Source organism: Staphylococcus sp. URHA0057, assembly GCF_000620265.1.
GTDB lineage: Bacteria > Bacillota > Bacilli > Staphylococcales > Staphylococcaceae > Staphylococcus > Staphylococcus pasteuri.
Map to the genome: position 1 here is coordinate 135152 of NZ_JHVS01000007.1, position 13728 is coordinate 148879.

At 30.1% G+C, this 13728-nt stretch carries 14 protein-coding genes; 6 read left to right on the forward strand and 8 right to left on the reverse strand.

The features are described from left to right. The first annotated feature begins 20 nt into the window (after positions 1–20). The gene (gene nhaC / locus N524_RS0105005; RefSeq protein ID WP_029055835.1) at positions 21–1415 is read left to right on the forward strand and encodes a Na+/H+ antiporter NhaC; all 1395 of its coding nucleotides are present in this window, start codon (positions 21–23) and stop codon (positions 1413–1415) included. A gap of 434 nt (positions 1416–1849) precedes the next feature. Here nhaC and N524_RS0105010 read toward each other — a convergent pair whose 3' ends face one another. Continuing rightward, positions 1850–2632, reverse strand: coding sequence for a CHAP domain-containing protein (locus N524_RS0105010; protein ID WP_029055836.1), 783 nt, complete (start codon positions 2630–2632; stop codon positions 1850–1852). 624 nt (positions 2633–3256) lie between these two features. On the opposite strand from N524_RS0105010, the gene N524_RS0105015 reads away from it, so the two are divergent. From N524_RS0105015 to N524_RS0105030, 4 genes are all read left to right on the forward strand, one after another. Then, entirely contained in the window at positions 3257–5230 is a 1974-nt protein-coding gene (locus N524_RS0105015) for a helix-turn-helix transcriptional regulator (protein WP_029055837.1), read from the forward strand. A gap of 40 nt (positions 5231–5270) precedes the next feature. Then, the gene (locus N524_RS12760) at positions 5271–5933 is read left to right on the forward strand and encodes a transcriptional regulator, SarA/Rot family (protein WP_225880639.1); all 663 of its coding nucleotides are present in this window, start codon (positions 5271–5273) and stop codon (positions 5931–5933) included. Positions 5934–6020: 87 nt separating this feature from the next. Then, positions 6021–6341, forward strand: coding sequence for a PH domain-containing protein (locus N524_RS0105025; RefSeq protein WP_029055838.1), 321 nt, complete (start codon positions 6021–6023; stop codon positions 6339–6341). 424 nt (positions 6342–6765) lie between these two features. Further along, the gene (locus N524_RS0105030; RefSeq protein ID WP_029055839.1) at positions 6766–7107 is read left to right on the forward strand and encodes a transcriptional regulator, SarA/Rot family; all 342 of its coding nucleotides are present in this window, start codon (positions 6766–6768) and stop codon (positions 7105–7107) included. Positions 7108–7456: 349 nt separating this feature from the next. Here the strand turns inward: N524_RS0105030 and N524_RS0105035 are convergent, their stop codons facing one another. From N524_RS0105035 to N524_RS0105065, 7 genes are read right to left on the reverse strand one after another with little or no spacing between them, the layout of a single operon-like run. Then, a complete protein-coding gene (locus tag N524_RS0105035) occupies positions 7457–8293 on the reverse strand; it encodes an urease accessory protein UreD (protein WP_017638565.1) in 837 nt (278 codons plus the stop codon). Further along, a complete protein-coding gene (gene ureG, locus N524_RS0105040) occupies positions 8293–8907 on the reverse strand; it encodes an urease accessory protein UreG (RefSeq protein WP_017638564.1) in 615 nt (204 codons plus the stop codon). Before ureG ends, N524_RS0105035 begins: the two co-directional genes overlap by 1 nt. Before the next feature lie 12 nt (positions 8908–8919). Beyond that, positions 8920–9609 (reverse strand): urease accessory protein UreF, encoded by a 690-nt coding sequence (locus tag N524_RS0105045; protein ID WP_017638563.1) that lies wholly within the window; start codon positions 9607–9609, stop codon positions 8920–8922. Then, on the reverse strand, positions 9602–10054 hold the full coding sequence (gene ureE, locus N524_RS0105050) for an urease accessory protein UreE (RefSeq protein WP_017638562.1): 453 nt from the start codon (positions 10052–10054) through the stop codon (positions 9602–9604). Before ureE ends, N524_RS0105045 begins: the two co-directional genes overlap by 8 nt. Positions 10055–10068: 14 nt before the next feature. Then, the gene (gene ureC / locus N524_RS0105055) at positions 10069–11784 is read right to left on the reverse strand and encodes an urease subunit alpha (protein WP_017638561.1); all 1716 of its coding nucleotides are present in this window, start codon (positions 11782–11784) and stop codon (positions 10069–10071) included. Then, the gene (locus N524_RS0105060; RefSeq protein ID WP_017638560.1) at positions 11784–12191 is read right to left on the reverse strand and encodes an urease subunit beta; all 408 of its coding nucleotides are present in this window, start codon (positions 12189–12191) and stop codon (positions 11784–11786) included. The genes ureC and N524_RS0105060 overlap by 1 nt, the downstream gene beginning before the upstream one ends. Before the next feature lie 13 nt (positions 12192–12204). Further along, positions 12205–12507: an urease subunit gamma gene (locus N524_RS0105065; protein ID WP_017638559.1), complete on the reverse strand. Its 303-nt coding sequence runs from the start codon at positions 12505–12507 to the stop codon at positions 12205–12207. A gap of 263 nt (positions 12508–12770) precedes the next feature. Here N524_RS0105065 and yut point away from each other — a divergent pair, with 263 nt between their 5' ends. Continuing rightward, positions 12771–13682 (forward strand): urea transporter, encoded by a 912-nt coding sequence (gene yut, locus N524_RS0105070; RefSeq protein WP_029055840.1) that lies wholly within the window; start codon positions 12771–12773, stop codon positions 13680–13682. Positions 13683–13728 lie beyond the last annotated feature (46 nt).

Sequence of the window (13728 nt, forward strand, 5' to 3'; positions counted from 1 at the left end):
TATAGATAAGGGGAAAATATATGAAAAGACAACCAACTTTTTTAGAATCGATATCTACTATTATAGTTATGGTAATAGTAGTAACTACTGGTTTTGTAATATTTAACATACCTATTCAAGTATTGTTATTGATCTCTTCTGCATATGCAGCTTGTATTGCATACCGTGTAGGCTTACGATGGGAAGATTTGGAAGAAGGAATTTCTAAGCGTTTAAATACAGCAATGCCAGCTATATTTATCATTTTAGCAGTAGGTATTATAGTTGGTAGCTGGATGTTTTCAGGTACAGTTCCGGCACTCATTTATTATGGTCTTAATTTCTTAAATCCGAGTTATTATTTAGTATCAGCTTTTATAATTAGTGCAATTACTTCAGTAGCAACAGGGACTGCTTGGGGATCTGCATCCACTGCAGGGATTGCTTTAATATCAATAGGAAATCAATTAGGCATTGATAGTGGTATGGCTGCCGGTGCAATTATTGCTGGAGCTGTTTTTGGTGATAAAATGTCGCCACTTTCTGATACTACCAATTTAGCAGCTTTAGTTACAAAGGTGAATATCTTTGCACATATCAAATCGATGATGTGGACAACAATTCCTGCATCAATCATAGGTTTAATTGTTTGGTTTTTTGCTGGATTACGCTACCATAGTCAAACTAATCCTAAACAAATTGAACAATTACTACATGAACTTGCAAAGATATATCATATCAATGTATTTGTATGGATTCCTTTAATTGTTATAATCATTTGTTTACTATGTAAAATATCTACAGTACCTGCGATGTTAATATCAAGTTTAAGTGCATTATTAGTCGGTACATTTAATAATCATTTCAATATTGTTGATGGATTTAAAGCGACATTTAATGGCTTTAGCCATACAATGACGAATCATAGCCATGTGTCGAATAATGTTAAAGCACTTATTGAGCAAGGCGGTATGATGAGTATGACCGAAATTATAGTTACGATATTTTGCGGTTATGCATTTGCGGGGATAGTAGAAAGAACAGGTTGTTTAGACGTATTGTTAAAAACTGTCTCTAAGGGTGTTAATTCAGTAGGGACACTGATTTTAATAACAGTTGTATGTTGTCTTATGTTAGTTTTTGCGGCAGGTGTAGCTTCTATCGTCATCATTATGGTTGGCGTTTTAATGAAAGAAATGTTTGAAGAAAGACAATTATCACAAACTGTGTTATCAAGAACGTTAGAAGATTCAAGTACAATGGTGTTACCTTTAATTCCTTGGGGTACTTCAGGTATATACTATGCACAACAATTAAATGTAAATGTTAATGACTTCTTTATTTGGACAGTTCCTTGTTACATTTGCGCAATTATAGCAGTGATATATGGCTTTACAGGAATAGGAATTAAAAAAATTAATAAAAATGAAGTTTAAATTAATAAATAAGTGGAAAGTAATAAATACGTTAAAACAATTACATAGGTATAAATTGTAGCGATTATATCTTCATTATGTTTTAACTATGATAAATATCCTTCTAATTAGAGTAGGGGTTAAGTTTTGTAGCGGAATTTAACCGTGAAATATTAGACTAAACGAATTCTTTTAAACAACATATTAATAAATTGCCAATTATTATGAGAAAGACTAATCAAGAAATTTATTTGAATTTGTTTATAATCAAAGAACCAGGTGAGATATATTGATATTACCTGGTTCGTTTGGTTATTGACTATGTCGAATGATAAGTTACGACATTTTTGATGAGTAAATAATAGTTGCACTAATATAATATAAGAAGACCGAGCTATGAAATCACTAGAAAGTGACTTATAGTTCGGTCTCTTTTTATTAATATTTAAAATTGATTAGTGAATGTAGTTATATGAAGCGGCTTGGCTAGCTGAGATTGTACGTGAAGTAACAACACCAGCACCATGACCATAATTCATTTCAGATACACGTACTGAACCATTACTATTTACACTTTCAACATATGCAACGTGACCATATCCACCTTGAGTTGTTTGTAAAATAGAACCAGCAGCTGGTTTATTATTTACTGTATAACCTGCAGCTGCAGCAGCATTTGCCCAGTTATTAGCATTGCCCCAAGTTGATCCAACTTTACCACCTACGCGATCATATACGTAATAAGTACATTGACCAGCAGTATATAAGTTACCACCATTTGAAGATGCTTGAGATAATGATACACCGTTTGATGATGGTGCAGTAGTAGTAGTTACATGTACATTGCTGCTTGAAGTTGAGTAACTAGCACCAAGACCACCTGTACGTTGGTTGTTTTGATTATAAGCTTGTGTATTATAGCCGTAATCATAACTATTTTTGTAGCTATTGTAATTATTGTTATAACTATTGTAATTATTATTGTTGTAATTGTAAGCTTGAGTATTGTAACCATAATCGTAGCTATTATTTTGGTTTACATGATTTGGACTCCAGTTACCTTTCCAAGTGTAGTGGTAGTTACCTTGTTGATCGATTGTGTATGAGTAACTATATGAACTTGGGTCATTTGGGTTGTAGCCCCCGTTATTATTTTCTGCTGCTTGAGCATCATGACTTGCAAAAGCGAAAGTAGCGATTCCTGCAGTTGCGATTGTAGCTGTAGCGATTTTTTTCATTTGATAAATATCCTCCTAAAATATGTTTAAAAAGTTTAAATAGCATTAATGCTATAGTTTATGTAAGTTTTATTTCGTTTGTTAACGACAAGACATACTTTACCAAAAAAAAGTGAATTTGTGTGCCTTGTTATTGATTTGTAATTTTATGCTAATATTGTTACACAATTTAAAATTAATATAATAGTACATGAAAGGCACATAAATATGGTGGTTAAGCTATTTATCAAATATATTAAAAAAGTTACAAAATGATGTGTTACATATCTGTAAATTTACAGAAAATTTAAATTGAATATAGATGAAAAGTATAAACAAAATTTTTAAGTGTGAGACAACCTCTTTTAATCATACGTTGACTAACGTGCATATTTTAGAATCAAAGTAAGATGAATGAGCAGTGATAAAATATTAAGAAATATGGATAAAGTAACATATAGTTCAAAACATGCTATTTAAATATAATTAAAAATTGATATAATATTAAAATAAATTGCTACTATAAATTTTTGAATCATTATACAATTAAGTAAGAAGATAGATGTTATCTAATTTAAAGATTTAAAAGAAATGGGGACAAAATAAAGATTAGAAATATGTCTATATGCAACGTGAGGAATTTAAATGATAGAAAATTATTCAATTCGTGTTTTCAAGAATTTAATTATTAATAATAGTAAAGAGACAAATGTTAAACTTGTTTATTGGTTGAAAGGGAATGGAGATATATTAATCAACTTAAAAAGATATAAAATGCAAACCGGTAGCATTGCACTTATTATGATTAATGATTTGTATCAAATTAATAGTGAAGAACAAGCTATAACTAGTCTAATAGAAATTTCGGCAAAGGATTTTATGAGATTTATGACTACTGGGACGAGTTTATTAGGTGGAGAAATTAATTCAGAAAATCATACAAGAATATCTTGGTTATTAAAGAAACTAATTGAATTAAGATGTATCAATCAAACTCAATACATGACGATAGATAAAGTTATTAAATACTTGTGTATCGAACTATGTTCAGTTGATTCAAATATTAATGATAATGAAAAATTATCTTTTATTGCTGAACCAGTTCATGAATACTTAGTTAAGAATCATTCACAAAAAATTATTAAAAGTGATCTCGTGTCTGCTACAAAAATACCTAGCCAATTATTAACAGAAATGTTTCGTCATACGCCATTCAATAGTTTTAATCAATATTTAAATCATATTAGACTTAGATTTTGTTTATTAGATATTATTTCAACGAATCTTCCTATTGAAGATATAGCTGGTAAGCATGGGTTTAATCACTATTCTCGATTTATACAACTTTTTAAAGAAGCTTATGGACAAACTCCTAAATTAATTAGAAAGAAATACATAGGAACATCTATCTCAAATAATGAAACTGAAGAAATTAAATTGGACGAAAATGTGTTTAAACTTATACGTAATATAGAGAAAGGTTCTAATAACACATCTATACAATGTGATATTCAATTTTCTGCGCAAGACAAACAGAATTGTATTTTTCCATATCAACTTTATATAGAAATAAATAAATTAATGACGTTGAGTCATTTTGATTTATTAAAATTAAAAAATAAATTGAATTATAGAAGTAATGAGATACATCTCATTATTGACGTTGATTTTGACTTAATTATGCAAAATATAAAAATATTTGAAGATAACATAACTCAATTGTTGACATTAATGGACGATGTACATATGACGCCTGTTTATAAAATCAAAACTAAACAATCTAAGCATTTTACAGCGCAAGAAAGAATAGCATTACAACAATTTATGAATACGTTGTTTCAAGTATCAAGACGCTTTAGAAATGAAAATATTGAATTTTTAATGCATGAATTAAGTTTATTTGAAATAAAAGAACTTAAGCAAATTTTAAATTCATATTTTGATAATCACATTTTGCTATGGAGACCTAATGAAGAACAATTAGCAATAGTTGAACAAGTTGAAACATTCGTTGACTATATTATTCTTCCAATAAATCAGACAGATAAAATCAAATTAGCGCAACCAAATAAGTTAATGATAAGTAATTTATTTACAAATACAACAAAAGAACTTATTGATATAGTTGATTTAAAAAATTTGAAAAATATATTTAAACATCTATGTAATATGAGATCTATTCATTTATATTGGCAACATTTAGATTTGAAAGAAAAACAGTCATCTCAAATTTCATTGTCAGATTCCATTTTATTTATGCTAAATATTTTTAATCAACTACGAGGGGATATAGTTTATCTAGATACACAATTATTAGTTACTAATTATAAAAATGAATATCAATGTATTGCACTATTTGATTTACCTATTTCCAAAAATCCAAATGTTGAGCAAGTTCAATTAAATTTCTCAAGTATTAATAAAATCACTCATGCTGAAATTAACATGATTAATTATCAAACATTTATGAAACCAATGAAAAACGATAATGAATCAATTGTAAGTGAAATGAAAATAGAGAACCTTTATTGGATTGGCGAAATGACTAAAAAAGACATAGAAGAAAGCTTAATTCGATTACCAAGTATGACAATAGCACATATTAAAATATTGATTTAGTTAATTATGCATGACTGATTAGTAGAGAGGAAGATATGTCATGTCATATGTGAAAATGAACTGTTTTGTAGCACACTATATGTTAGTTAAATTAGCTAATGATTATTTAAAATATTCATACCATTTAACTATAAATCATATTAAATTACTCTACTTTATATTATATTTATATGATGAAAATAAGCATATAGATATTAGCCAACTCGAAATGTATAATAAGCGATCGAAATTTTCAATTTTAAAAATGTTGCAATATTTGTATCAAAACAATTGGATATCAAAAGAACGTGATGACAAAGATCAACGAAAATTGGTTATTACTATGTCAGAACAACAGAAGAATAAAATTCATTTATTATTTAATGAAATTGATGAGATGCTAGAATCTCGAAAGATAGTTATAAATCAGAGAGTAAGTAACCACATTTTATATTTTATTAAATGTGGTGAGGTACTTGATGATATGGATGAACAATTAATGATTAATAATCTCTCTTTGGAAGAGGTGTATTTGTTAGCAATATTACTTAATAATGATAATAAAATGACAGTTAAGTATATGAGATATAAAACTCAAGTAGGTATAGTTTCTTTAAGTTCTATAATAAAAAAGTTAAATCAAAAAGGCTATATAATCAAAGAACGTAGTTTAGAAGATGAAAGAACGATTATATTAAAATTGAACGATTGTAAAGCACCTTAATACTTTCTATTATTGAATCATGTTACAATACTTTAAAACAAGGAATGAAGAACTTGTAAATTAGTAAGTGATAGAAGGAGTTAACATATGATTTTAGATAATGTAAATCCCAATGATTTATTTCCAACAGAGAAAAAAGGGCCTTCTGTATTAGGCATTATGGATTACGAAGTTAGAGGACAGTCACAATTTGAAGGTGCATTTATAGCTACTTCAGAAAGAATTATAATGAATGTAGATATGAATGGACAATTTTATTATAGAAGTATTGGGTATGATGAAGTTAATGATATACAATGTGATGGTAAAACAATCACTTTTGATTTTAATATTGGTAAAATTCCAATGCATGATTTTAAATCTAAAGATGTACAAAGTTTTGTTGATTTTGTTAAAGAAAAATTATAATCAAAGTAATTTAGAGTTTCAAAATCAGCTGAATTAAAATTATTAATATAGCGATAAACCGTGAATAAATTAATTCTTAATTTTTTCTGGCTTATCGCTTTTTTTATTTTAAAAGTTTAAACCTGTGGAATTACTTCTAAAAAGTCATTTAATCAGATAGTTATTATAAAATAATTAAAATATAACCAATAATTAAAAGTATTAAAATTTTGATATGCATATTTTAATAACCTTGAATAAAGTTAAATAAATGTTTGTGAAAAGTAATAAATATATAAATGCAAATTCGAGTAATAAAATTATTGAATTTTTATACTTGTTTGTTTAAAATGAACTTTGTAACATGGGTGGAGTTCAATTCAGTTAGATGAAATTATGTGAGCCTTGCTACAACAAGATGTGCATCAGAGGAGTGGTTTTTAAAATGGCAAAAATAAAAAATATTAATGATTTAGTAGAAGCTACATTTCAAGTGAAAAAGTTCTTTAGAGACACTAAAAAGAAATATAATTTGAATTATGAGGAAATTTATATTTTGAATTATATCTTAAAAAGTGGTTCTACTGAGATTTCTTCTAAAGAAATTGCGACATGTTCTGAATTTAAACCATATTACTTAACAAAAGCATTACAAAAATTAAAAGAGTTAGATTTATTATCGAAAAAAAGAAGTGTTCATGATGAACGTACAGTTATAGTATATGTAACTAAAGAACAAAAAGATAAAATTAAAAAGCTCATTGATGAATTAGAACAATATATCTAAGTAACTCGTTTTATTATATTGTATTTCTTATATTAAGGGTTCAAATTCAGGTGATTGATGTAATGGAAAAGTAGGTTTTGGAATTGAGAAGTGGAATGGAGTATATAAATTTATATGATATGCTCCATTTAATAGGGTAGCTAGGAAATGATAGATGTTGATCAGTAAGAAAGTTTATTAAATAGAAAAGAGATTTATTTAATGGTTAGTGAATGTGTTTTTATTGTTAATACGATAAAGAGTATCCATTGATCACAAATTGAATAGCATCTAAACTACATAATATAGCTTCATCCTTATTTTTTAGCTTGAAAAAGGCATGGTTACATTTGTAACCATGCCATTTAATTTAATATTTTCTTAAAAAGTTAATTTCTCTATCATACAGTTCATTAGCAATATAAGATTGGGCTTTTTCAAGTATGGATTCTATATACTGCGTACGGTTAGACAAAATTCTAATTGAAAGTCCATGAGTAGGTAATTGCGTTATACCTAATCGACAGTTTAATTCTTTCTCAAAGTGTTTAATTTGATTATAAATTTCATCAATGAATTTTTGATTTACACTAGGATGAATAAAATATGCTGAGCCTAAGTGTGTATAATTTTCCATGTAACCTAAAGAATCAATTGAATTTTTTTCAGGATTTAACATAAGATTGTCGTATGTTACGAGTTCATTATTGATATAAATTTCATTAACTAAATGCATATATTTATATGAAAAGTTTTTATCATCTGATGAGTAACCAGGTGTGAGAATATCGGTATAAAACATCGCACTTGTTTCATCTAAATCAAAACGATTGTGTTGATAAAATTTAGCATTTTCATAAGCAATGATTGGATCAGCTACGTATTCCATATAAGCATTAGGTTTTAATTGGAAAGTTTGATATTGTTCAACATGATCTTTTAAAGTTTTATAAATTTTTGTAGCACCTTGAGACGTTAGTGTGACACTAGCATTATCTTCAATATTGAAATTCATAGAATAACGGTCACCATCAAGGTAACCACCACCTACATTAACAATGTAGAAAGTAGGGGTAGTTGACCCGTTTAGGTAAACAGGACGTATGACTTTTAATGCTTTTTCAAAAAAGATGTCACGTGCTACAGAACGTTTACCATTGTTAAAAACCGTTAAATCAAGTTGACCTGTCCAAGATTGTTGAGACATTATGATAATCCTTTTAGTAACGTATCTCGTTCAATCCACTCAATAACTTCATCTAGGCCTTCATCTGTTTTTAAGTTTGTAAATGCGAATGGTCTGTCACCACGAAATACTTTTGTATCTTCAGCCATTTGGTCTAAAGAAGCGCCAACGTGAGGTGCTAAGTCTGTCTTATTGATGATAAAGAAATCAGATTTAATCATACCTTGTCCACCTTTACGTGGAATTTTTTCACCTTGGGCAACGTCGATAATATAAATTGAAAAGTCAACAAGTTCAGGACTAAATGTTGCAGCTAAATTATCGCCACCAGATTCAATGAAAATAAGTTCGATGTCATCATTTCTTTCTAACAATTCATCAATAGCAGCAAAGTTCATAGAAGCATCTTCACGAATTGCTGTATGCGGACAACCACCAGTTTCAACACCGATAATTCTATCTTCTGGTAAGACACCTGTATTGACTAAGATTTTTTCGTCTTCTTTTGTATATATATCGTTTGTTATAACGCCAATGCTCATATCTTTAGCTAGACGTCTAACAACTTTTTCTATTAATTGAGTTTTACCTGCACCAACAGGTCCACCAATTCCAATTTTAATTGGTTCAGTCATATATTTGACCTCCTATGAAATAAATATTCTTACATTTACATTTTCGTGTTCCATTTGATTTAATTCTAATCCAGGCGCAGTCATACCAAAGTCACTTTCATCAAGAGATAAAACATGATTTCGTGTTTCTTCTATATAAGGAATCATTTGAGTTACAACTTTTTGACCGGCAGTTTGACCTAAGGGAATAGCTCTTACTGCATTTTGCGTGAGACTAGATACATTTTGATAGAGATAATAATCAATAATTGTACTAATATCAACGCCTAAATAATGACCAAGCATAGTAAAACAAATTGCTGGATGTAGCTTAGCTTTTTTATTTTTCATTTGTTCATGATACCAATGAATCCATTCACTATCGTATAATTCCATAGCTAATTTCACCATTCTTGTGCCCATTTGTTTAGCTCCGACACGAGTTTCTTTAGGTAAACTTTGAACAAAGATAAGTCGATCCATACGTAAGATTTTATCAACATCATTATTGTCTAAGGCTTCGTATACAATTTTCATTGCTAAACCATCAGAATAAGTTAGCTGTTCATTTAAAAATAATTTTAACCATTGAACAAATGTTAAATCATCATGTACCGCTTCATGTTGAATATATGTTTCCAAGCCGAATGAATGACTAAATGCACCGGTTGGAAACTGTGAATCACAGAACTGAAATAAGCGTAAATTTTGATGATCAATCATGAGAATGTCCTATATGTCTAAACGCTTGGTTTACTTTTCTATCTTCATGACTATAAGGAATACCTAAAGATTTAAGTAAATCTTCAACGAGATAGTCATATTGTACTAACATCTCAGTTTCTGTGAACTGTGCAGGTAAATGACGATTACCAAGTTGATGGGCAATATCTCCCATTTCTTTTAATGTACGTGGTTTGATAACAAGTAAATCTTCAGAATTTACATCAACGATAATCATATTTGTATCATCTTTATATAAAATATCACCGTACTGTAAATCGATAGGTTGTTTCAAACGAATACCAATTTCATTACCATGATCCGTTTTTACGCGTTGGATACGTTTAACTAAGTCAGAATTTTCTAGATAAACTTTTTCTACATGTTTATTTTTTTCATCAGCTGATAAATTAGCAATATTGCCTTGAATTTCTTCTATAATCATTAACAATTTTCCTCCTAGAACAAGAAGTATCTTTGAGTTAATGGTAACTCAGTAGCAGCTTCACTTGTAATTTTTTCACCGTCAACAAATACTTCATATGTTTGTGGATCAACATCTAATTTAGGTGTTGCACTGTTATTTTTCATATCTGCTTTAGATAAATTACGAATGTTTTTAACAGGTCTAACCATACGTTGTAAGTTAAGTTGTCTATAAATACCATTTTCAAATGCAGTGTTAGAAACGAAAGTCATTGCTGTATGAGTGATATTACCACCATATTGACCATACATTTTACGATATTTCATAGGTTCTGAAGTTGGAATAGAGCCATTAGCATCACCGTTAACTGCTACATTGATTAAACCACCTTTAACTACAAGTTCAGGTTTAACGCCAAAGAACGCAGGATCCCATAATACAAGGTCAGCTAATTTACCTGATTCAATTGAGCCAACATATTCTGAAATACCATGTGTAATCGCAGGGTTAATAGTGTATTTAGCAATATAACGTTTAATACGATTGTTATCATTATATTCTGAGTCGCCTTCTAAAGCACCACGTTGTTCTTTCATACGATGTGCAGTTTGCCAAGTACGTGTAATCACTTCACCTACACGACCCATAGCTTGAGAGTCAGAACTAATCATACTGAATACACCCATATCTTGTAATACGTCTTCTGCAGCAATTGTTTCTTTACGAATACGAGAATCCGCGAATGCAATATCTTCAGGAATAGAAGCATTTAAATGGTGAGTAATCATTACCATGTCTAAATGTTCGTCTACAGTATTATGTGTATAAGGTAGAGTTGGGTTTGTAGATGAAGGTAAAATATTTGAATATGAAGCGGACTTAATTAAGTCAGGTGCGTGACCACCACCAGCACCCTCAGTATGGTACATGTGTAAAACACGGTTCTTAATTGCTTTCATAGTGTCTTCCATAAATCCAGCTTCATTCAATGTATCAGCATGTAAAGCGATTTGGACATCGAATTCATCTGCAACATCTAAAGCATGACTTAAAGCTGAAGGCGTTGCACCCCAGTCTTCGTGTACTTTTAAACCAATAACCCCAGCGTGAATTTGTTCAATAAGTGCTGTATGATTGACAGCTTGTCCTTTACCTGTGAAACCTACATTGATAGGTAATGCTTCAGCAGCTTCTAACATACGATGTATATGCCAAGGTCCAGGTGTAACGGTAGTTGCTTTTGCACCTTCAGATGCACCAGTTCCGCCACCAATATGAGTAGTGATACCACTTTCTAAAGCAACTTCAGCTTGTTCTGGGTTAATAAAGTGAACGTGTGTATCAATACCACCCGCTGTAACAATTTTACCTTCAGCAGAAATAATATCTGTTGTACTTCCGATGATTATATTGACGTTATCCATAATATCTGGATTACCCGCTTTACCGATTGCAAAAATATAGCCGTTTTTAATACCAATGTCACCTTTAACTACTTTGTCATAGTCAATAATGACTGCATTAGTTATAACTAAATCGGCTACATTTTTATCATCACGAGTCACGTTAGGATTTTGAGCCATACCATCACGGATAGATTTTCCGCCACCGAAAGTTGCTTCGTCACCATAATTGGCATAATCTTTTTCAACTTCTGCGAATAGGTTAGTGTCGCCTAATCTAATTGCATCTCCAACTGTTGGACCATATAAACTTGTATATTGTGATTGAGTCATTTTAAAGCTCATTATCTTTTACCACCTTTTTTATTGGTATTTTCATGACCTTCGTCATTATAAACACCAGCGTACTCGTCGTCTTCACCAGTAGGGCGATAAACACGGGAGCCATCAATTGGACCATTAACGAATCCACGGAAACCATAAATTCTACGGTTACCAGAATACTCTACTAGTTGCACGTGTTTTACATCGCCAGGTTCAAATCTGACAGCGGCACCAGCTGGAATATCTAAATGTTTACCATATGCTTTGTCTCTTTCAAATTCTAAACCTAAGTTAGCTTCAAAAAAGTGGAAATGTGAGCCAATTTGAATAGGACGATCTCCAACATTCTTAACTTCAATAACTGTTTCAGGTGAATTTGGATTAATTTCAATATCTGTTTTTTTTACTCTAATTTCTCCAGGAATCATATTTATGTCCTCCTTAGACAATTGGATGATGGACAGTGATTAATTTAGTTCCATCTGGGAATGTTGCTTCAATTTCAATTTCAGTAATCATACTTGCAACCCCATCCATAACATCTTCTTCATTTAAAATTGTTTTACCATAACTCATCAATTCAGCTACAGTTTTACCGTCACGAGCACCTTCTAATAATTCATCGCTAATTAATGCAAGTGCTTCTGGATGATTTAATTTAAGTCCTCGCGCTTTTCTGCGACGAGCAACTTCTGCAGCTACAACTATCATTAATTTATCTTGTTCACGTTGTGTAAAGTGCAAAATAATCCCTTCTTTCCCGAAATAAAGTTCGCAATAAACTTGCAAATTTTATATTAGGACGATTTTTAATTTTAAACAAGTATAACGATTCCATAAATTAAAAATTTAATTAAAATGGGCAAAACTTTTAATGATTACAGCGTGTTTACTAATATTATTTGAATTTTTTAATTAGTAAAACATTTTCATTCTTTATATCGAATTAATACACATTAATATTAAATTGTTGTATCATATTCATTGTCGAATTGGGGGAAAAGTTCATGAAATCCATTCAAATCATTTTGAAAAACATTTCACAAGTTTTATTAATTAATAATCATTACACAGGGCTTTTTATATTAATTGCATTATTTGTTGGTAATTGGAAAGTCGGAATAAGTGCATTAATTGGAAGTATCATTGCATACATACTTGCGCCATATATTAACTATTCTCAAGAAGAAATAGATAATGGATTAGCAGGTTTTAATCCTGTATTAACTGCAATAGCTTTGACATTATTTTTAAATGAAAACTGGGCAGGTATTCTAATTACATTGATGGCAACAATATTAACATTACCTGTTGGATCAGCAATAAGAGAATGGTTAAAGCCATACGGAATAGCAATGCTTACAGCACCATTTGTCATTTTGACGTGGTTTGCAGTTTCTATATCTGAACAAGTAAAAGCTGTGAAAACACCATTAAATTTATTACCAAACACCATTAAACCAGTGACAAGTAATTCTGGTCATCATTTAAATTTACTACATTCCATTTTAGATGGGTTTAGTGAAGTATTTTTAATACCTAGTGTATGGGCTGGATTATTAATACTTATTGGAATTTTAATTGGCTCAAGAAAAGCGTTTGTTTTTGCAATAGTAGGAAGTATTATTGGTTATTTAATTGTTGGTTTATTAGGTGGTAACACTGATAACATCAACCAAGGACTATTTGGATATAATTTAATTTTAACTGCAATAGCTTTAGGCTCAACATTTAAAACGTCAATTAATACATATGTTTCTGCCTTTTTAGGGTTATTACTAGCAGTACTATTAAATCTAGGTTTGAACACAATGCTTGAACCTCTTGGGTTACCTTCATTAACAATGCCATTTATATTAGCAACATGGATTATGTTATTTGCAGGCCGTCAAAATAGAGATATAGGAAGTAGAAATTAATTAAAAATTATGGGACTCACCATTAAAGTAGTGAGTCCCATAATTT